Annotated in this window: 18 protein-coding genes; 14 read left to right on the forward strand and 4 right to left on the reverse strand. The window is 38.1% G+C overall.

The window, feature by feature from the left end:
• Window positions 1–64 precede the first annotated feature (64 nt).
• The 6 genes from TDE_RS07090 (at window position 65) to TDE_RS07115 (ending at window position 4,617) form a co-directional block, all read left to right on the forward strand.
• Entirely contained in the window at window positions 65–1,822 is a 1,758-nt protein-coding gene (locus TDE_RS07090) for an aminopeptidase P family protein (RefSeq protein ID WP_002679150.1), read from the forward strand.
• Window positions 1,823–1,931: 109 nt separating this feature from the next.
• Window positions 1,932–2,156 (forward strand): hypothetical protein, encoded by a 225-nt coding sequence (locus TDE_RS07095; protein ID WP_002668962.1) that lies wholly within the window; start codon window positions 1,932–1,934, stop codon window positions 2,154–2,156.
• 167 nt (window positions 2,157–2,323) lie between these two features.
• Window positions 2,324–2,833 carry a hypothetical protein gene (locus TDE_RS07100; protein ID WP_002679151.1) on the forward strand — a complete coding sequence of 170 codons (510 nt, stop codon included), beginning with the start codon at window positions 2,324–2,326 and terminating at the stop codon, window positions 2,831–2,833.
• 32 nt (window positions 2,834–2,865) lie between these two features.
• Entirely contained in the window at window positions 2,866–3,471 is a 606-nt protein-coding gene (locus tag TDE_RS07105; RefSeq protein ID WP_002679152.1) for a hypothetical protein, read from the forward strand.
• Complete coding sequence (locus tag TDE_RS07110; RefSeq protein WP_002668966.1) at window positions 3,468–3,782, forward strand: winged helix-turn-helix domain-containing protein; 315 nt, start codon at window positions 3,468–3,470, stop codon at window positions 3,780–3,782. Before TDE_RS07105 ends, TDE_RS07110 begins: the two co-directional genes overlap by 4 nt.
• Before the next feature lie 91 nt (window positions 3,783–3,873).
• Window positions 3,874–4,617 (forward strand): YebC/PmpR family DNA-binding transcriptional regulator, encoded by a 744-nt coding sequence (locus tag TDE_RS07115; protein WP_002668967.1) that lies wholly within the window; start codon window positions 3,874–3,876, stop codon window positions 4,615–4,617.
• A gap of 105 nt (window positions 4,618–4,722) precedes the next feature.
• On the opposite strand, the gene gap is transcribed toward TDE_RS07115, so the two are convergent.
• The 3 genes from gap to TDE_RS07130 form a co-directional block, all read right to left on the reverse strand.
• Window positions 4,723–5,772 (reverse strand): type I glyceraldehyde-3-phosphate dehydrogenase, encoded by a 1,050-nt coding sequence (gap, locus tag TDE_RS07120; protein WP_002668968.1) that lies wholly within the window; start codon window positions 5,770–5,772, stop codon window positions 4,723–4,725.
• Window positions 5,773–5,848: 76 nt separating this feature from the next.
• Window positions 5,849–6,691, reverse strand: a complete 843-nt coding sequence (locus tag TDE_RS07125; RefSeq protein WP_002671248.1) for a hypothetical protein — start codon at window positions 6,689–6,691, stop codon at window positions 5,849–5,851.
• The gene (locus tag TDE_RS07130; protein ID WP_002679153.1) at window positions 6,691–7,848 is read right to left on the reverse strand and encodes a hypothetical protein; all 1,158 of its coding nucleotides are present in this window, start codon (window positions 7,846–7,848) and stop codon (window positions 6,691–6,693) included. Before TDE_RS07130 ends, TDE_RS07125 begins: the two co-directional genes overlap by 1 nt.
• Before the next feature lie 129 nt (window positions 7,849–7,977).
• On the opposite strand from TDE_RS07130, the gene TDE_RS07135 reads away from it, so the two are divergent.
• From TDE_RS07135 to TDE_RS07150, 4 genes are read left to right on the forward strand one after another with little or no spacing between them, the layout of a single operon-like run.
• Window positions 7,978–10,383, forward strand: coding sequence for a chemotaxis protein CheA (locus TDE_RS07135; RefSeq protein ID WP_002671244.1), 2,406 nt, complete (start codon window positions 7,978–7,980; stop codon window positions 10,381–10,383).
• Window positions 10,384–10,399: 16 nt separating this feature from the next.
• A complete protein-coding gene (locus tag TDE_RS07140) occupies window positions 10,400–11,734 on the forward strand; it encodes a CheR family methyltransferase (RefSeq protein WP_002671242.1) in 1,335 nt (444 codons plus the stop codon).
• Between the two features lie 24 nt (window positions 11,735–11,758).
• Window positions 11,759–12,223 (forward strand): chemotaxis protein CheX, encoded by a 465-nt coding sequence (locus tag TDE_RS07145; RefSeq protein ID WP_002668974.1) that lies wholly within the window; start codon window positions 11,759–11,761, stop codon window positions 12,221–12,223.
• Between the two features lie 21 nt (window positions 12,224–12,244).
• Window positions 12,245–12,685 (forward strand): response regulator, encoded by a 441-nt coding sequence (locus TDE_RS07150; RefSeq protein ID WP_002668975.1) that lies wholly within the window; start codon window positions 12,245–12,247, stop codon window positions 12,683–12,685.
• A 29-nt stretch (window positions 12,686–12,714) separates the two neighbouring features.
• On the opposite strand, the gene TDE_RS07155 is transcribed toward TDE_RS07150, so the two are convergent.
• On the reverse strand, window positions 12,715–13,335 hold the full coding sequence (locus tag TDE_RS07155; protein ID WP_002671240.1) for a helix-turn-helix domain-containing protein: 621 nt from the start codon (window positions 13,333–13,335) through the stop codon (window positions 12,715–12,717).
• 118 nt (window positions 13,336–13,453) lie between these two features.
• On the opposite strand from TDE_RS07155, the gene TDE_RS07160 reads away from it, so the two are divergent.
• The 4 genes from TDE_RS07160 to TDE_RS07175 all read left to right on the forward strand — a co-directional run bounded on the left by TDE_RS07160 (window position 13,454) and on the right by TDE_RS07175 (window position 19,877).
• On the forward strand, window positions 13,454–16,396 hold the full coding sequence (locus tag TDE_RS07160; protein ID WP_002679154.1) for an AAA family ATPase: 2,943 nt from the start codon (window positions 13,454–13,456) through the stop codon (window positions 16,394–16,396).
• Window positions 16,377–16,793 (forward strand): hypothetical protein, encoded by a 417-nt coding sequence (locus tag TDE_RS07165; RefSeq protein WP_002678158.1) that lies wholly within the window; start codon window positions 16,377–16,379, stop codon window positions 16,791–16,793. Before TDE_RS07160 ends, TDE_RS07165 begins: the two co-directional genes overlap by 20 nt.
• The gene (gene bamD / locus TDE_RS07170) at window positions 16,790–18,343 is read left to right on the forward strand and encodes an outer membrane protein assembly factor BamD (protein ID WP_002679155.1); all 1,554 of its coding nucleotides are present in this window, start codon (window positions 16,790–16,792) and stop codon (window positions 18,341–18,343) included. The genes TDE_RS07165 and bamD overlap by 4 nt, the downstream gene beginning before the upstream one ends.
• A 91-nt stretch (window positions 18,344–18,434) precedes the next feature.
• Window positions 18,435–19,877, forward strand: a complete 1,443-nt coding sequence (locus TDE_RS07175; RefSeq protein ID WP_002679156.1) for a lyase family protein — start codon at window positions 18,435–18,437, stop codon at window positions 19,875–19,877.
• The last annotated feature ends 2 nt before the right edge of the window (window positions 19,878–19,879 follow it).

Genomic DNA, 19,879 nt, shown 5'->3' on the forward strand with positions numbered 1-19,879 from the left:
GGCTTTACATAAAATATAAATAGTATTATACTCAATATAAAATAAATCTTTAGGATGGTTTTATATGACTGTAAATGATAGAGTTGCCGCTTTAAGGCAAAAAATGAAAGAGCATTCTTTAAGTGCTTATTTAATTCCGTCCTCTGATCCCCATCAGAGCGAGTATTTACCTGAAAACTATAAAACACGGGAGTTTATCTCAGGTTTTACAGGGTCGGCAGGAACCGTCCTTGTTACAAAGGATAAGGCTATTTTATGGACTGACGGCCGGTATTTTCTACAGGCTGAAAAACAGCTTAAAGGTTCGGTTGTTGAACTTTATAAAATGCTTGAACCCGGTGTTCCTACCATAAACGAGTTTTTAAAATCCAACTTAAAATCGGGTGAAAAACTCGGAATGGATGGTAAGGTTGTTTCAGTGTTCAATTTTGATTCCATGAAAAAGGAGCTTGAAGGTATAGAATTTGTTACCAATATCGATTTAATAGGCGAAATATGGGAAAACCGTCCTCAGGCAGTTTTAAGCAAGGCTTTTATACTTGATGAAAAATATACCGGAAAATCGGCAAAAGAAAAGATTCAAGAAGTCCGCTCAATGCTTGCCGAAAAAAAGGCAGATTCTACGGTTATCGGAGCCCTGGAGGACGTCTGTTACCTTTTTAATGTCCGAGGAAGAGATATAAGATGCAATCCCGTAGTTACTGCGTATGCGCTGGTAGATAAAGCAAGAGCCGTTATTTTTATTTCGGAGAAGCAATTAACTGATGATGTTAAGTCATACTTTGCTTCACAAGGTATTACGGTGATGGGATATGAAGACGTATTTACAGAAGCCGCAAAACTTACAGGGAAAGTTTACATAGATCCTGCAAGAACAAATGTTTATCTATACAACCAAATAAAAGCTAAAACCGAAAAGGGCTTAAACTTAACCTCAACTCTTAAAGCAATAAAAAATGAAGTTGAACTTAAAAACTTCGATTATGCTATGGAAAAAGACGGCGCTGCCATGGTAAAAATCCTAAAATGGGTAGAAGAAAATGCCGGAAAGGGTATTACCGAATGGGATGTAAGCGAGCAGCTCTTAAAATTCCGTGCCGAAGGCAAGGACTTTTTTGAAGAAAGTTTTGAAACTATTTCAGGCTATGGTCCTAACGGAGCTATCATCCATTATGCTCCTTCACCTTCCAATTCTGCAAAACTTGAAGCCAAAAGTTTTTTGCTTTTGGACAGCGGCGGTCAGTATCTAAACGGTACAACCGATATTACTCGAACCATTAAACTTGGAGAACTTACAGAACAGGAAAAAACGGATTATACCCTTGTTTTAAAAGCTCATATTTCTCTTGCCAGGGCCAAGTTTAAGGCCGGAACTACAGGCCATGCCATAGATACTATCCCCAGAGAGCATCTTTGGGCTTATGGAAGGGACTATAAACATGGGACGGGTCACGGGGTAGGTTATGTTCTTTCAGTTCATGAGGGACCTCAATCTATTTCAAGCCGTTTTTTGGATGTTCCTATGAAGCTTGGTATGGTAACATCCAATGAGCCCGGCCTTTATGTTGCCGGAAGCCATGGAATCCGAATTGAAAGCCTTGTTGCTACCACCGAATTTAAAACCACCGAAGACGGAGAATTCTATCAATTTAAAACAATAACTCTTTGTCCAATTGATACAAGACCTATTGTACCAGGAATTCTTTCGGATGAGGATATTAAATGGCTTAATGAGTATCATAAAGAAGTTTGTGAAAGACTTATACCTTATTTGGATGAAGATCATAAAATTTTCTTAAAAGAAAGAACAAAGGCAATTTAAGCTATAAAAAATGCTTTAAAATTGAAAAAAATCATTTTTTTACTCGACAAAGTATGAAAAATGATATAGAATGTTATATACTGATATAAACAAAGTAAGGAGTATTATTATGAAGACATTAAACTGTGATATTTGTAGAAAAGAGCTGGTGAATCCTGTTACGGGAATGACTTACTGGCATATCCGCGAATATGACGTCTGCGAAGCTTGTAAAGATGCTATCGAATTTAAATTAAAACCCATTATCCGAAAGCATTTTCCTTATTCTCAAGATTGGTATGAACATGAGTTCATAGCACTTATTGAAAAAGGTGTTGCTGCAAGACGCCCATAAGAGATTATGGTTTGAAAAGGACCCGATATGTAATCGGGTCTTTTTTTTTGATTAAATCTTTAATAAAAATAATCACAACAGGGTAGAATTATAAATTTATAAAATAAAGTACTTTACAAAATAAAGTAGGTATGCTATTATCATATAGGAATCTAAGGAGGTTCATAATGAAAAAAATATTCTTTCTATCTATCTGTTTGTTTTTAAGTGTTCTTACCTTTATTCATGCGGAGCAGGAAAACCGTGATGTTACCGGCCTTGCATTAGAGTATGGGCTTATCGGCAGGCAAAGTGATTTCGGTATATCGCTAGCCATTACTTCTCCTTGGCTTTTTCATAATGCCTTTGCATTACACTTAAATGCTGATTGTTTTTTTCCTAATTCACAGCGAAGAACTCCATATTATGTGCTTGATTTTTCTGTTCTTGGCGGGTCATTGATGCAAACAGCAAACATCCGAGTTTACGGAGGAGGAGGTCCCATAGTAATTTTTCCGGTTCAAAAAAATAAGCCCAAGGTGCTTGTAACGGGACAAGGATTTTTCGGCTTTGAGTTTTTTATGGGAAAAAGCCCGGCTGGTTTGAGCTTTTTTATAGAAATGGGCGGCGGAGGCTTCGGTTTTACTGCAAAGACCGGTTTACGTTATACGTTTCCGATGCTGTATCGTGAAAAATAGCATTAACTTTTTAGTATTGTAAGGGAACTTTTATGAATGATAAAGAGATAAAAGAAAGGTTGGCTCTAATAAGTGCATTAACTGAAGATGTTCAAGAAGGGCTTGAAGATATGATAGTGCCTTTTTTACTGTACGGAATTACGATTCCTATAGGCACTTTTATATCCTATTTTTTGGCGAAGTCAGGTTTTAGTTTGTTTATCCCTCTGCTTTGGCTTTTTATAATGACGGCATGTCAATTGTTTTTAGCTCTTTTTATGAAGCGTAAGCAAAAAATAAAGATTAAAAGGGTTACCGACAGGATTCTTGCTGCCTTGTGGGGAAGTATCGGTGCCGGCCTTATTTTAGGCATGATACTGGGTATTTTAGGAAAACTTGATTTTAATACAAACTTTTTTAATATCGGCCTTTGTCTTGCCATAGGTCATGCCGCAACCGCAGCTATGGTACAAAAAAAGCTGCGCCTTTTTTTATGTATTGAAGCTTTGTGCTGGGCAGGATGTGGAGTTGTCTGTCTTTTTGCCGCACAATATACGGCTCCTCTTATAATCGGAGTGGCAACCTTCATATTGCTCGGATTACCTGCCGCTGTTGCTATAGTTATAGGTAAACGGAAAAAAACGGTAAAAGCGAAATGAGTATACCCGATAATACGGAAACTTCTTTTGATCATCGTCTTATTGATGAACAGCTATCGTCTCGTCTTAGGCTTGCGGTAATGTCCGTCTTAATCGGCTGTGAAAAAATAGAATTTACCCTGCTAAGGGAAAAGGTAAATGCAACCGACGGCAATTTAACCGCACACTGTAAAAAGCTGGAAAATGCAGGATATTTGAAGGTTGAAAAACTTTTTGTAAACCGCAAGCCCCTTACCCTTTATTCTGTGACGGATGAGGGGCGTAAGGCCGTAAAAAATTATATAAAACAGCTTACATCCCTTATAGAATAGGTAGTGTTTTTTTCATGGCTCCATTGACATATTTTGTCTTTTTGTGTAATATTAAAATCTATTTTTTTTAGAAAGAGAGTAAGGAGTTTTCATGTCAGGACATAGTAAATGGGCGACAATTAAACATGCCAAGGGCGCAGCTGATGCTAAAAGAGGTCAGCTGTTTACTAAATTTATCAAAGAAATTTCAATTGCTGCAAAAATGGGAGGCGGAGATCCGGCTACTAACCCAAGACTTAGAACAGCTGTTTTAAAAGCTCGTGCTGCAAACATGCCTAAAGACAACATAGAAAGAGCAATTAAGAAGGGTACAGGAGAGCTTGGAGCTGTAAACTATGAGGAGCTTTTGTATGAAGGCTACGGCCCCGGCGGAGTTGCCGTTTTGGTTGAAGTTTTAACGGACAACAAAAACAGAACAGCAGCCAGTGTTCGAAATATTTTTACAAAGAGCGGCGGAAACTTGGGTGCAACAGGTTCCGTAGCTTATATGTTTAACCGAAAAGGTGTTATAGAGTATGATGCCGAGGTGGTCAGTGAAGAAGCAATTATGGAAGCTGCTCTTGAGGCAGGAGCCGAAGATATTGCGACTGAAGACGGTGTTATTACCGTAACAACCGATCCCAACGACTTTGCTTCGGTTCTTGAAGCTTTACAGGAAAAAGGCTTTGAATCCGTATCTGCTGCCGTATCGATGGTTCCCGATACCTATGTAGCCTTAGATGCCGATACAACTCAAAAAGCCTTAAAGATGATCGATAAGTTGGAAGAAGATGATGATGTTCAGACCGTTTCCTCAAATATCGAAATCCCCGAAGGCTTTGAAATGCCGGAATAATCTTTGAAAATCCTTTAGGCAGCCGCTTGTCTAAAAGAAAAGCCCTTGCAGCTTAATCAAAAACTGCAAGGGCTTTTTTCTTTTACTTAAATTCTTAATGTAATTTTACTTTGTTATAAATTTAAGCAGATCGATTACTCTATTGGAATAACCCCACTCATTATCATACCATGAAACAAGTTTAAAGAATCTCTTTTCACCTGGAAGGTTGTTTTGTAAAGTTGCCTTGCTGTCATAGATTGAAGAATGAGGATCGTGAATAATATCGGTAGAAACTATTTCTTCATCACAATAGGCTAAAACACCTTTTAGATAGCTTTCCGAGGCTTTTTTTATTGCCTTATCAATTTCTTCGATAGAGGTATCTTTTTCTGTGCGGATTGTTAAGTCCACAACGGAGCCTGTGGGGGTAGGAACCCTAAAGGACATACCTGTCAGTTTTCCTTTTGTAGTAGGAAGAACTTCTCCTACAGCTTTTGCAGCGCCTGTGGTTGAGGGGATAATATTTACGGCTGCAGCCCGTCCGCCTCTCCAGTCTTTTAGAGAAACACCGTCTACCGTCTTTTGAGTTGCCGTGTAGGCGTGAATGGTTGTCATAAGGCCTGTTTCAATGCCGAATCCTTCTTTTAAAAGAACGTGCACAACAGGAGCCAGGCAGTTTGTAGTACAGCTTGCATTTGAAACTACATGATGCTCTGATGCCTTATACTCGTTTTCGTTTACGCCCATAACAAATGTTTTAATTGGCTTTGCAGGATCCTTACTTTTTCCGGGAGCGGAGATAATAACCTTTTTTGCTCCGGCTTCAAGGTGTTCATAGGCCTTTTCATTTGTATAAATACCGGTGCTTTCAATTACAACATCTATTCCGAGCTCCTTCCACGGTAATTGTGCGGGAGTTAATCCCTTTCCCGATATACACTTAATTTTATGGCCGTTTACTACAAGGACATCATCTCCGTCAGTGCCTATTTTGGCGTCCATCTTGCCTTGAACCGAATCGTATTTTAGTTGATAGGCAAAATACTTTGCATCCGTTGAAAGGTCAACAACCGCAACAACATCGAATTTGTCTTTTCCAAGCAAGTTTTGATTTACCAAGGCTTGAAAAACAAGTCTTCCGATTCTTCCGAATCCGTTGATAGCTACTTTCATAAAAACTCCTTATTTTTATTGTTTTTATATTAACCTATATTAGGTCATATGTCAACTTTATTTAAGTTCATGCCATTTAGTTAAAATTTAACACAATACCGGCTTCAGCATTGAAAAAAAACTTTTTAACCCGGCTTCCGGCATTTGTTAAAGAAAAAGAAAATACCGAAGCGCCGAAATTAACAAACCACTCAATATCGCTCGAAGCAGAATGACTTATTCCTGTTTCCAACACAATATCGGCTATTTTTTCATTTAGTGATCCTGTCTTTTGAAAATGATTTACTCTATAAATTATATTTAAGGGAATTCTTATTCCCGACGGTTTTGAATATGATACCGTATAAAATCCTATATCGGATATTGAAATATGTGTTTCGTCCGGATTGTCAACAATACTTTTGTTTTTTTGACTCAACTTTATGGATGCAATTATGTTTGGAAATCTCCAGCCCAAGTCAAAGTGTCCGTTTTGAAGATATACGTTTTTAGTTTTTACCGATGCTAATGGAATCGAAAAATTTGTATCCAATGATGTAAAAAAACCTATCGGTAATTTAAAGGATAAGGATGTTCCTAAACCCGGCTGAAAAATTGTGCTTACATTTTTATTGTCAAATCCTGCATTAAATACACTTAACGTCGGACCGATTGCGATATTTATCATATCGGTTGTATAAGCTATTCTTCCCCAAATTATGTTTCCTATGCCTAAATGTCTTTCAATAGCTAATTTTCCGTTTACATTTTTACCAAGATCTTCATTTAAGATCAACTTAAATCCGAAGTCAGGTATTTTTCCTGTATAACCATTTGAGTTAAAAGGTGTGTTTCCCACGGTTATAGATGCCGTAACATCAAGAGAAAACAAAATACTCACGCATGTAAAAAAAACCAAAATACTCAGTATCTTTTTCATTAGTACACCGCCTTTATTGATATTTGTGCCGTTATCATTTTTGATATATCGTTGTAAAGCAGGGGATTTACAGGTAGACGAAAATCGAGTGTAAAGCCGTCTGCTCTTATGGTATAAAAAGGACTGATTAAAAACGAGAAGGGGGTTATCATTGTAGGTTTTAATGGATTTACCGTTCCCATCAGATGGATTCCGCCTTCCATGTTTTTTGTTTCAAGATTTCCAATGCCTACATCAGCGCTTAAACCGGTAAAAAAAGAATCTTTTAATAAGGGATCATTGATGCTTTTGGGAAGTAAAAAAACAGGTGCTACAAAACAAGCTATGTTTGATCTTATCAAATCTTTTTTTATTCTCGCCTCAAATGATGCATAAAAATTTGAAGTAAAGTCTTTAACATCAATATTTTCGATTTTTATTTCCGCTATACCTACCTCGGTAAAAAAGTCATAGCTGTCATCTGCCTGAAAAAGCATTGCAAGACCTGACCTGATTTTTGTTTTTATCACATTTTTTGGAAAAGAGGCTCCGGCAAAAAAATCAAAGGCAAAAAAGTCAAAGGCTCCGCCCATTCTAAAGTCCGATTTGATCTGAAGATTATCTCCCAATTTTTCATTCCAAGTCAGGTATGTTCCAAGGTAAAAACCGGAAAAAAAGGCTCCATAAATTCCAAATCCGGTTCCTTGTACAAAATTGCGCGGACGGAAAGCCGAAGCGGGATGATAACGCCTAAATTCGGGATCAGGCATTTTTACTTTAAGGTGTTCCTGTAAAATGGAGTCTGAACCTAAGGTATCATATGTGCCGGTAAAGACAGCAAAAGAAAGAGGGCGATTTTGTATTTTAGGAAAATTGAGGGATGCTCCTAAAAAGCGGAAATTTCCATCGAACTTCGGATCTTGAGCCTGAGAAAAAAAATCTATAAGCTTGTCAATATTTGCATCGATATTCATATCAAAGTAAAACTTATTAGACGGTTCCATCCTGAGTTTGAGCTGTATTAGAGAGTCGGCGGTTACATATGGTTTGGTAGTTAAGCCGTAAAAAGTATTGGTGTTTTCAAAATGAGGGACCGAAAATCCTTGGGAAAAAACAAGGGAAGTCTTTATTAAAAAGAAGAATAATAAAAATTTTATTTTTTTGCTTTTGATACTCATACCTGCATATTTTACAATAAATTTAAAAAAAAATCTAGTTAAGTTTAAAAAAAAGCTCTTATAAATAAAAAAACTAAAAAAAAGCAGTTTTCTTCTTGACTAATATTGCAAATAGTATAGAATATACGTATGAGTGATTATCTTGATATCAATAACGAAGAACTTTTAAAAGATTTTTTCAGTGAAGCTGAACAACAGGTCGAAATACTTGAAAGCAATGTTTTGGTTATAGAGCAAAATCCCGAGGATCGTAACTCCATTGATGAGATATTCAGAGCAGCTCATACTTTAAAGGGCGGTTCTGCTACTGTAGAGATGTTGGAGTTGTCTAAATTTACTCACGCAATGGAAGATCTTCTTGATGAGATTAGAAGCGGTTCAGTTAAAGTAACCGGAGAAACCGTAGACTTGCTGTTAAAATCCATAGATATAATTAAACTTATGTTGGATGCCAGAGCCTCAGGTTCCATATACTCGGATGATGTGTCCGGTATTGTAAATCAATTAAGATCATTTATTCCTGCAAAGGCAGAAAAAAAGAGCAGTAAGGCTTCGGCACCTAAGGTTTCTATTCCTGCATCAGTTTCTCCTGTTTCTGCACCAAAAGTTCAGGCTTCGGCTTCAAATTTGGATATCAAAGATTATTTTTCAGAGTATGAAATTCTTGAGTTGGCAGAGACAATCCAAAAAGGTGAAGACTTATATGCCGTTATAGTAAAATTCGATGAATCCAATTTAATGAATTCCGTAGGCGGTATTCAGGTTTTTGCCGCCTTAAAAGATTATGGCAGCGTTTTAAAAACAGTTCCCGATTTTGATGCCTTATATGAAGACGAATTCCATGAAACGGTAATTTACTTTTTATCTTCAGCATCGGACAGCAAAATATTGGAAAAGGCAGCCTTTATAGGCGATGTTACTCTTTCTGCAAGTGCCGAAAGACTTGACATTAAGGATAAAACTCCTGAAAGTCCCAAACCTGCAAAGGCTGCTCCTGCACAGTCTGCTCCCGAAGCTAGCGTTTCTGAGGTAAAAGTTTCCGAAAAGACGGAAGAAAAACCTGTTCAAGAATCTAAAGAACAGCCTTCCAAACCTGAGAAAAAACAGTCTCAAACAAGCCCGCAAGGAAGCGGCCATTCATCCGGTTCCATATTGCGTGTAGATGCAAACAGAATAGATTATCTTTTGAACTTGGTAAGTGAGACCGTTATAACTAAGGCCTCTTTAAATCAAAGCACTATTGAATTTGCAGAGCTCTACGATAAGTTTCAAAACTCCAGTACAATTTACAAGGATAAAACTAGAAGGCTATTGGATAAGATGCCCGAATACCTCGAAAAAATTCAGCAGGGTTATGATATCAATTCCATAAAACAGGATGTTTTAAACGAATATTCAAGCCTCTTGGAGGTTTTCGGAGATTTTGACTCTTTAATGAAGGCTGCCGTTACAAAGTTTAAGTCTTCATCTCAAAACTTGGGCCGTATTTCCGGCGAACTTCAAGAAGGGGTTATGAAAATACGAATGGTTCCCATCAGTCAGATTTTCAGCCGCTTCCCTCGTGTGGTTCGAGACCTTTCAAGAGACTTAAATAAAAATGTTCAACTTGTAATTGAAGGTGAAGATACTGAACTTGACAAGTCGGTTGTCGAAGACTTGCTTGATCCTATAATGCACTGTGTAAGAAACTCTCTTGATCATGGTGTTGAGTCTCCGGAGGTAAGAAAAGGTCTTGGTAAGCCGGAGCAGGGAATCCTTCTTCTTAAAGCCAGTAACGAAGGCAATATGATTGTTATCGAAGTTGCCGATGACGGTCATGGAATTGATGTTGAAGCGGTAAAGCAAAAGGCTGTTGAAAGAGGAATTTTACACCCGAATAAAAGCCTTACCGATGTTGAGGCCTTCCAGTTGGTTTTTGCTCCCGGTTTTTCGACAAGTAAAACGATTTCGAGCGTATCTGGCCGAGGTGTAGGTCTTGATGTAGTTAAGACTCATATAGAAAAATTAAACGGAACGGTTATGGTAGAATCCGAACCCAATGTCGGAACCCGTTTTATTATAAAACTTCCCTTGACTCTGGCTATTATACAGGGGCTTTTGATCAGGGTAGGGGACGAAGTTTACTCGATTCCTATTACTTCGGTTATAGAAAGTCACAGGGTAAAACCCGATGAAATTAACCGCATAGATAATTATGAAGTTTTTAATGTCCGTGATGAGGTATACAGCCTTTTAAGGCTTAACCGCCTGTTCGGTATTACATCGGCAGAAACCGATGATGACGGATATAATTATATAGTTGTTGTAGGAACCGAAGAAAAAAAAGTAGGTCTTATGGTAGACAGTCTTATTGGTGAAGAGGCTGTTGTAATAAAGCCCTTGAAGGATCAGTTTACTAATTCTCCGGGAATTGCCGGTGCTTCTATTTTAGGCGACGGCTCCGTTTCGTTGATTATAGATGTTGCACAGCTGCTTGAGCTTGGCTTAAAACAGGAAATGCAGGCTAGGGAGCGCCGCGAGGCTTCAATTTGGTAGGTTAAGGAAAGACATTATGGAAGAAATGAAAGAACTAAAGGTAAATACGGGCGTAGGCATCGGAGATACTGATTCTCTACACGAGCAGATGATTGTTGTAGATTTTAAGATGGTAACATTTTCTCTTGCCGGTAAAGATTATGCAATAGACATTATGCGTGTTAAGGAAATAGCAAAGGCCGGAAATTTTACCTATGTACCCAATACTTCTCCCTTTGTTTTGGGAGTATACAACCTCCGCGGTGATATTATTCCGATAATCGATTTGCGTATTTTCTTTAATATTCCGGTACCGGCCCGCAAAAAAAACCAGCCTGAAAGCATGGTTATCATAAATGTTCAAGATCAGACCTTCGGTGTTGTAGTTGACTTTATCGATAAGGTTGTGGGTGTATCCAGCAGTACAATTCAACCCCCTCATCCTATCTTCGGCGATATAAATATTAAATATATTCACGGTGTTGTAGAAAACGGAGGCCATCTTTACATTCTTCTTGATGTCGATAAGATATTTGCTTCGCGTCAAAAAGAAGAAGTCAAGGAAGACTTGGCTCCTGTTGCGGCAAGCGTAGTAAAGGAACCGGTAAAGCTTCAAGGCGGTCAATCTTCAGAAAATCTGGATATAAAATTTATAGGCGATACATTATCTGCTATGGGTAAATTCTATATTTCTGCCGTTAATGAAGATTGGGTCAAGGAAAGGTATTTGGAGTGGAAGGATATACGCCCTTCAGGAAGTTTGCAAATTCAATCCGAAAAAGATGCCGGAGAATTTTTATCATCTTTCTTGTCACCTTTTACAAAGAGTTTTTGGAGTGAGGCCTATATAAATGCCTATTATAAAATGCTTCCGGAGAATGCTTCTTCCGTAATTAATGTTTGGTGTATAGGATGCGGTCAAGGATATGAAGCATACAGCCTTGCTGTTCTATTAAAAATGCGTTATCCTCGTGCTCATGTAAAGATTTATGCAAATGATTCGGATTTGTTGGCTATTTCGAATGCTCCCATGCTTTCGGTTCCCGATGATATTGCTTCCGGTATTTATGAGCCCCATATTACAAAGACTGCTTCCGGAAATTTGACATTTTCAAAAGAGATAAAAGATATGATTCTTTTTGAGTACCATGATTGTACTCATCAAAATGCCGTTCCCGATGTAGATATAATTGTTGCAAGGGATGTTTTATCGTTTATGAACCCAAATGTTCAGAGAACCCTGATAGAAGAATTTAGGGAAAAACTTAAGGATTCCGGACTTATAATTCTGGGTCATAATGAGGCAATGCCCAAGCAGGACGGCTGGCTGAGAAACAGCTCAGGTGATATTGTAATTTTTACAAAAGAATAAATATAAAAGGATAAGGAGAAATAAATGCGTGTAGAGTATATTAATCCGTTTAGCGAAGCTGCTTACAATATCCTGTCACAAGTTTTAAGTGAGGATATAAAACGCGGCGACTTGTACCTAAAATCGACTTGTATGCCGGTTATGGGCGTCGCAGCTATTGTAGGTCTTGCCGGGGATGTTGAGGGCCGAGTCATCTTTGATATGACCTTGGATACGGCTTTAAAGATTGCCTCTGCAATGAATAACGAGGAATTGGCAGAATTTGATGAGCTTGCTCGCGCAACGATTACGGAATTGGCTAATCTTATTACGGCGCAGGCTGTAACAAAGCTTCATGACTTAGGATTTAAGTTTGACTTAACTCCTCCGGCTCTTTTTACGGGCGAAAACATGAAGATATCCAATAATGATATCGAAGCTTTAATTGTGCCGATGACGGCTCCGCAAGGTAGAGTAGAAATCAACGTTGCAATTCGTGACCGAGTATAAAAAAGTTAAAGGAGTTTTATTATGATATCGAAACAGGACTTTCCCAATATTAACGAGAGGGCACCTGAAGGGAAAAAACCGGATGGAACGCCTTACAAGATTTTGGTTGTTGATGATTCTATATTTGTTACAAAGCAAATAGGACAGATATTGAATAGCGAGGGCTATGAAGTTGTTGCTACGGCTGTTGACGGATTTGAGGGCGTTGAAAAATATAAAGAATTATGTCCCAATGTCGACCTCGTAACAATGGATATTACAATGCCTAAAATGGACGGTTTAACTGCCTTGGAACAGATAATGGCATTCGATAAAAATGCCAAGGTAGTTATGATAAGTGCTCTGGGAAAGGAAGAACTTGTAAAAAAAGCTCTTTTACTTGGAGCCAAGAACTATATCGTAAAGCCGCTTGACCGCAAAAAAGTTTTGGAGCGTGTCGCAGGTGTCCTAGGTATTTCCTAATCTTATAAAAGAGGCTTAAATCCCATGGTTTAAGCCTCTTTTTTTAGTTTTATAAGTCTGTAACGCTTGTTTGCTTTTAAAATGGTATATCTATTGCTAAAACTTTTTTTGAGAGATTTTTTTAGGTTGTAAACATGATTATAGATGCTGTTTTGTTTTGAAGGAATTTTTTCTCCCCAAAAAATTGTGCTTATCTCTTCATCGCTTAATCCTTTTTGTCTGTTTATAATTAAATGCTTTAGTAAGATTCCGGATTTTTTAGGCAGGCTGTAAATATAGTCCTTATTAAGATCAGGCCTTCTTTTACATTTTGAAAGAATTATTTTGAGGATTTTTTCATTTCCTCTTATGTTTTCAGGTATTCCGGAAGAGCTTACTATATTGATATTTTTTATATTATAGCAATCTTCGTGAAAATAAGTGCAAATTGTAATATCCTTGTATATCTTTTTTATCAATCGAGCTTCATTCAAACTATAATGAGCCAATTCTTTTGTTGCTACAATGATGGCATCCAATTCGGGATCCAAATAATTACATATAAATTTACTGCCGTTTTCTGCAGCAATAGTTATAATTCCATGATTTTCCAGCTTTTCACACAAAAAGGCGAGAGTTTCTATTTTTCTATCAAAAACCAACACTTTCATAACACCCTTTTATCGGAAAAATTATCCTATCCCTTAAAAACTTTTCAATTCCTAATGACAAACAAGCAAATAAATTGTATAATCTTTTATATGTACATGTTAAAAGGATGTTCGGGCTATGTTTCTTAAAAATCTTGAAATTTTCGGATTTAAGTCCTTTCCCGATAGAGTAAAAATTGAATTTGCAGATGGTATAACAGCCCTCCTGGGACCCAACGGCTGCGGAAAAAGTAATGTAGTGGATGCAGTAAAATGGGTATTGGGGGAACAATCGTCCCGTACTTTACGGGCCGACAAAATGGAAGACGTTATATTTAACGGTACCGAAAAGAGAAATCAGCTTAATATTGCAGAAGTAACCTTAACTATAAGCAATGAAAAGGGCCTCTTGAATTTGGATTTAAGCGAAATAGCTATAAAGAGGCGTCTTTACCGTTCAGGGGAAAGCGAATATTTTATCAATAACCAGCCGGCAAAGCTGCGTGAAATTAGAGAACTTTTTTGGGACACAGGTGTCGGAAAGGCTGCATATTCCGTTATGGAGCAGGGCAAAATCGACCAGATCCTTTCGAGTAAGCCTGAAGAAAGGCGCTATCTTTTTGAAGAAGCTGCCGGTATAACGAAATTTAAGGTAAAAAGACAGGATGCGGAAAGAAAGCTCGAAAAAACCCAAGAAAATATGAAACAGATTGAAGCTGCTTTGGCCGAGGTCCGAAGATCCTATGATACCTTAAAAATTCAGTCTGAACAAACAATCAAATACCGTGAGCTAAAAGATGCCGTTTTTGAACATGAAAGAGATATTCAGCTTTTACGCTTAAAAAGTTTTGTAGACGGTCTTGCCGCAAAAAAACAGAGCTTAAAAGAAGCCTCCGAAAAAAGAGATTCCATACAGGAGCAAATTGACGGTATTCACGGGCTCCTTTCGGAAAATATGGATATCGTAAATGAAATGGAAGAGAAGTTTAATGCTTACCGAACAAAGGTTCTAAACCTGGCCATAGAACAAAAAGGTAAGCAGGAGCAGGTTCAAATTTACAATAAACGCCGTTCCGAGCTTAAGCTAAAGCTTAACCAACTGGAGGCTAAGACCTCTTCAACCAAGGAAAATATTGAAAGCCTTGAAGACGATATTTCCGAAAAAAATGCCGATGTTTTTGAGTTTAAAAAACAGGTTTCTGCAATAGAAAAAAATGCCGAAGACTTTGAAAAAAACATAGACTTGGCAAGCCATAAGATTACTTCAAACAAGGAAGAAGTAAAAAGGCTTGAAGACGATATAAAAAGGCTTGACGATATGAGAGGGGATATGGAGCTTGAATTAAAGTCCATAACCGAAGATATCGTTACCGAACTTGATAAAAATTTAAGATCGGCAGGTTATTCCTCGGCAAATCGCTTGGAAGCCGAAAAAGACTTGGATGGTGCTTTAAACCGGTTAAAGGTTTTAATTACGGGAAAAAAGGCTATATTTTCCGACTTTGCCTCGATAGAAAATCACTCTGCAGATGATGTAAAAAAATTCGCAGAAGACTCCGTTCAAAGTTTTTCTTCACTTTTATCCATAAGCGATGAAGTTCAAAATGCCCTTGAAAAATATAAAAAATCTTCGGCAGGTTTTATTGATGACTTTTTGGCTCCTGAAGGTATTATTACCAAAAAAAGAGCAGTCGATGCCGCTATCTTGGAAAACAGGCAATCTATCGAAAATAACCGTACAAAAATTGCCGCTCTGATAGAAGAAAATAACGAGCTTTCCATCAAGATAAACGACTATCGCAAAACCCTTGAAGATTTGCGTGTAAACAGAGCGAAGGTAGATGCTCAGGCAAAAAATGCAGAAGATCAGGTTAAACTTTTAGAACGTCAGCTTTCTTCAGAGAAAAAAATACTTCATGACCTTGAAAACGAATTTTTTACCGAAGAAAAACAATTAAAGCAAACGGAAGAAGATATTTCGGAACTTGAAGGCGAGATAAATTCTTTGGAATATGAGGGAAGAAAGATAAGTGCCGAGCTTGAAAAACTTGAAAATGAAATCTCGATAAAAAACTCCGACCTTGCCAGTAAGAGAGGGAAGGTTGACAAGCTTAACGCAGAGCTTTCAAAAGCAAACTCTCTTTTGGAAAAATTCCATTTGGATCTTGCAGGGATTGAAGCCGATATCCGTAACACAAAAGAAAATTTTAGAGAAAAGCATTCCCGAGAGCTTATGGAGTTTGAGGAGAGGATGTTTACTATTACCTCATCTGTAAATGATCTTAGGGACAGCCTTTCTTCAATTAAGCAAAAACTTGATTCTTTGGGACGGGTAAACTTTATGGCTCCCGAAGAATTTGAAAGCGTTAAAGAACGCTATGAATTTTTAACTAAACATATAAGCGATCTTGATAAGGCCCGTGCAGATTTGCAGAGGATTACGGATGAGATTACGGCCGAATCCACCGAGCTTTTTTTGGACACCTACAATAAGATTAAAAAGAATTTTCATAATATGTTTAGGAGACTTTTTGGCGGCGGAAGGGCTGAAATACGCTTAACCGATCCGAAAAATGTGCTTGAATCGGGAATAGAAATTTTTGCACAGCCTCCGGGGAAAAAACTTGAAAATATCAGTCTGTTATCGGGCGGAGAAAAATCCATGACGGCGGTAGCTCTTTTATTTGCAACCTATATGGTTAAGCCTTCTCCGTTCTGTCTTCTTGACGAAATTGACGCGGCCCTCGATGAGCAAAATGTTACCCGCTTTGTTACTACGCTTCGTGAATTTGCAAATGTAAGCCAGTACATTGTTATTACTCATAATAAAAAGACTGTTTTGGGTGCAAATGCCATGCTGGGTGTTACCATGGAAGAATCCGGTGTTTCAAAGGTTATAGCCATAAGGCTGGATAATGAAACGGAGCTTGAATCAAAAACTATAGACTTGGTTAATGAGCCCTTTGTAGAAGAAGATGTTGAGCCTGAGGAGGGGGTTTATATTCCGCCTCATCCGCCTAAAAGGATAAAAACCGTAAACGATGAGGAGGAAATTTCAGAAAATGATAGACCTCAAGAGTAAAATAAGCGGTATTTTTAAAAACATGCAGGTTTCTTTTTCTCATCACAGAAAGCCGGTTATTATAATTGTATGTGCCTTGATTTTTATCTTAACGTTAAGCCTCCTTTTGATTATATTTTCACAAAAAAAAGATGATGCATCATATTCCGAAACAAAAAAAGCTGTCTTATCATCTAAAAATTCCGATTTTAAATCCGGTAAGGTAGACACGGATAAACTGCAAATTATAGATGAACCGCTTTATCTGCCTCCTATTCAGTTTTCGCGGGAACAGCATAAAATATGGGAAAAAGAAGAGGTTGACTATTGGTATGAGCCTCCTGCCGAAAAGGATATGGAGGAACTGCATAAACAGAACAAAAAAATTGCCGATAAAATACTGGAGGCTGCTCCATGAAACCGATACGTTATATATTAATATTATTTTTGATTTTTATCTTTTTGAATTCCTGTGCAAGTACTAAAAAAAATACAGGCGAAACTTTAGATAAAAAAACTGAAAATATTGCGGTCAATGAACCCAAAACTGAAACCGATAAGGAATCCGATACTGATACTTCCAAGGATTCTGAAAATGCTAAGAATTCCGAAAAGATTATAATCATGAAAGTACCTGAAGCCGAATCGGTAGAATCCGTTTCCGATCCTAAGCCTGTTGCCGATAAACCGGCATTGGAGCTGATAGTTGATACGGAAGATGAAAATGAACTTGCCTCATCAAATAATGAAGCCGGCTCATCGAAAGATACGGATTCCAAGTTACCTTCTGTAATTGAACCGGAGCCTTTAAAGAAGCCTGAAGAAAAAAAGCCTCAGGATTCGGCGCCTTCAACATCTAATCAGGCCACCATAAGCGTGCCTGATAAAAAACAAATAGTAAAGCCGGCCGATGATCCTAATAAGGTTACGAAACCTGAAATTAAAAAAGAATCTTTAGAAAAACCCGTAATAAGTTCCGATAAAGCTCCTACAGCTGCAGAAACAAAACCTTCTATTCCGGAAGTTTCAGGTGTTAATGATAAGAATATTGTGAACGAGGAAAAAATTAAAGATGGCAGTGAGCCCGCCCGCGTTTTTTCGGAATTTCCAAGCACTGAACCTGATGACTCAAAAGAAGAAAAAGCCTCCCGTTCGGTAAAGCTTTATACGGGACAAAGGCTTGAAGTTGTATACCCGGGAGAGGGTTGGGTGTATTTAGGTGAGTCCACTGCACAAAAAGGTATAAAGTATCAACAAAGAAAACTTCAAAGCGGTACCTCTATCTTCCATTTTGGAGCTGGAGATGAAGGCTCATATATTCTTAACTTTTCATATTTTGATGTTTTTTCGGATAACTTTATTTCGGATTCTATTGCCGTTCATGTTGAAAAAGCAAAAACAAAGCTTAATAATACGGTTAAAGCACCTGACTATAAGGGGCCTATAAACGCTCAGAAGGAAAATAAACCTGATTTAAAAAATGAAAGTAAATATGGTACGGATAAAGGGAAGGTTAATAATGATACATCTTCATCTAAGACATTGGATGAAGTTTCGGCCGGAACACCGTTAAAAGCGGAGTCTTCAGTTAAAAAAAGAGAGAATTCCAAGGTTTATGATGCTCCCGATCTTTTAACCGTAACCGAAAAGTCAGAGTCTAAAACATCCGGACAGGATTTTAAATCGGCTTCCGAGTTGTTGGATATGATAAGGGGCTATATTTCGGAAGGAAATGCAGCAAGTGCTCTAAATTCGGCAGAAGATTTTTTTAAAAATTATTCGGTAAATTTGGATGAGGCCTTATTTTTACGCGGTCAAGCATACGAGTTAAACGGACCGAATAAAAACATAAAAAAAGCCTTGGAAGCCTATCAAACCCTGACTAAAGCCTATCCAGAAAGCAAATTTTGGGATAAAGCAGACGCAAGAATAAGGTACATCAAAAAATTCTATATCGATATAAAATAGGATTTACTAGTGGTTGTAATTGTAAAGGCTAAGTTATAAGCCGATTTTAAACCGCTTGACTAAACATCTTCTTTAGGTCATTATATCGGACATGGAAACTAGAAGTATTTTTAAAAATATATCGCCGATAGATCATCGTTATTCCCTCCCGCAAGGAGGTCTTTATGATGAACTGTCGGTTTTTTTATCGGAAGAAGCAGGCATCGTTTATTGTGCCATGGCCGAAATGGCCATTGTAAAGGCTCATCTTAAAATTGCAGAAGAAAAAAAAGGCTCTTTACTTCCAAAACTAAGCGGCGAGCTTGAAAAAACATTGGACGATATTGCCTTAAATATTGATCCTTCCGAAGTTTATGAAGAAGAACATAAGACCCAGCACAATATAAGAGCCTTGGTAAATGTCTTAAAGAAAAAAGTCCCCGAAAATACGGCTCCCTTGGTTCACCTTGGAGCTACCAGTGCCGACATCCTCGACACGGCCTTTTCTATGAGGATAAGGGACGCTGTCATAAAGGTAATAATTCCTCTTTTAAAGAAAACCGAACTTTTACTTTGCGATATAGCTGAAAGAGAGGCTGAAACACCTCAGGTAGGGAGAACTCACGGTCAGCATGCGGTTCCGATTACCTTCGGTTATGCCGTTTCCGAATATGTAGCCCGTTTGGGTAAGTCGATTTTAAAAATGGAAGATCTTGTAAAAGATTTGCGCGGAAAATTTGCCGGAGCCGTCGGGGCTTATAATGCGGCATCTTTAATAGTTTCCGATCCGATGAGATTTGAAAAAATCTACCTTGATTATCTCGGCTTAAAGCCTTCAGAATATTCTCATCAGCTTGTGGAGCCCGAATACATGCTCCGCCTCCTTCTTGAAGCAAATATTGCCTTCGGCATAATTGCAAACCTTGCAGACGATTTACGCAATTTGCAAAGAACCGAGATAGGGGAGGTTTTTGAATATTTTAGTGCAACACAGGTAGGCTCTTCTACTATGCCTCAAAAGCGTAACCCATGGAATTCCGAGCATGTAAAAAGCTTGTGGAAGGCTTTTTCTCCCCGCATAATGAGTTTTTATATGGACCAAATCTCGGAGCACCAAAGAGATTTATCCAACTCTGCAAGCCAAAGGTTTATAGCCGATTATCTGACAGGCCTTGCCTTGGCCTTTAACCGTATGAATTCAATTTTAAAGGGCTTACAGGCCGATAGGGAAAATATGCTCAAAAACCTTTTACAGGGCGGTGGAAAGGTTAGGGGAGGCGTTATGGCCGAGCCCGCTTATATCCTTTTGGCGGAATGCGGCGTTTCCGATGCCCACGAGGTAATACGCAAGATTACCCTTGCTGCCGAAAATCAAAAGATAAGTTTTTATGAGGCCTTAAAGGCCGAAGAAAAGGTCTTTGCTCTTGTTACGGAAAGATTAAAAGAGCTTAACTTTGATAAGCCGGAAGAATTTTTTGCAAACCCCGAACGCTACCGAGGTCTTGCAAATGTAAAGGCAAAAGCCTTGGCCGAAAAATATAAGGCTTTAATGTAAGT

Origin of the sequence: Treponema denticola ATCC 35405, from assembly GCF_000008185.1 — a bacterium.
In the GTDB taxonomy this organism is placed as follows: Bacteria; Spirochaetota; Spirochaetia; order Treponematales; family Treponemataceae; genus Treponema_B; species Treponema_B denticola.

Bases quoted from the DNA above. Each gene is read 5' to 3' on its own strand.
- TDE_RS07135 (WP_002671244.1), top strand. From the start codon at position 7,978: ATGAGTGATTATCTTGATATCAATAACGAAGAACTTTTAAAAGATTTT.
- bamD (WP_002679155.1), top strand. From the start codon at position 16,790: ATGAAACCGATACGTTATATATTAATATTATTTTTGATTTTTATCTTT.
- gap (WP_002668968.1), bottom strand. From the start codon at position 5,772: ATGAAAGTAGCTATCAACGGATTCGGAAGAATCGGAAGACTTGTTTTT.
- TDE_RS07140 (WP_002671242.1), top strand. From the start codon at position 10,400: ATGGAAGAAATGAAAGAACTAAAGGTAAATACGGGCGTAGGCATCGGA.
- TDE_RS07155 (WP_002671240.1), bottom strand. From the start codon at position 13,335: ATGAAAGTGTTGGTTTTTGATAGAAAAATAGAAACTCTCGCCTTTTTG.
- TDE_RS07125 (WP_002671248.1), bottom strand. From the start codon at position 6,691: ATGAAAAAGATACTGAGTATTTTGGTTTTTTTTACATGCGTGAGTATT.
- TDE_RS07150 (WP_002668975.1), top strand. From the start codon at position 12,245: ATGATATCGAAACAGGACTTTCCCAATATTAACGAGAGGGCACCTGAA.
- TDE_RS07130 (WP_002679153.1), bottom strand. From the start codon at position 7,848: ATGAGTATCAAAAGCAAAAAAATAAAATTTTTATTATTCTTCTTTTTA.
- TDE_RS07110 (WP_002668966.1), top strand. From the start codon at position 3,468: ATGAGTATACCCGATAATACGGAAACTTCTTTTGATCATCGTCTTATT.
- TDE_RS07175 (WP_002679156.1), top strand. From the start codon at position 18,435: ATGGAAACTAGAAGTATTTTTAAAAATATATCGCCGATAGATCATCGT.
- TDE_RS07095 (WP_002668962.1), top strand. From the start codon at position 1,932: ATGAAGACATTAAACTGTGATATTTGTAGAAAAGAGCTGGTGAATCCT.
- TDE_RS07160 (WP_002679154.1), top strand. From the start codon at position 13,454: ATGTTTCTTAAAAATCTTGAAATTTTCGGATTTAAGTCCTTTCCCGAT.
- TDE_RS07105 (WP_002679152.1), top strand. From the start codon at position 2,866: ATGAATGATAAAGAGATAAAAGAAAGGTTGGCTCTAATAAGTGCATTA.
- TDE_RS07145 (WP_002668974.1), top strand. From the start codon at position 11,759: ATGCGTGTAGAGTATATTAATCCGTTTAGCGAAGCTGCTTACAATATC.
- TDE_RS07090 (WP_002679150.1), top strand. From the start codon at position 65: ATGACTGTAAATGATAGAGTTGCCGCTTTAAGGCAAAAAATGAAAGAG.
- TDE_RS07165 (WP_002678158.1), top strand. From the start codon at position 16,377: ATGATAGACCTCAAGAGTAAAATAAGCGGTATTTTTAAAAACATGCAG.
- TDE_RS07100 (WP_002679151.1), top strand. From the start codon at position 2,324: ATGAAAAAAATATTCTTTCTATCTATCTGTTTGTTTTTAAGTGTTCTT.
- TDE_RS07115 (WP_002668967.1), top strand. From the start codon at position 3,874: ATGTCAGGACATAGTAAATGGGCGACAATTAAACATGCCAAGGGCGCA.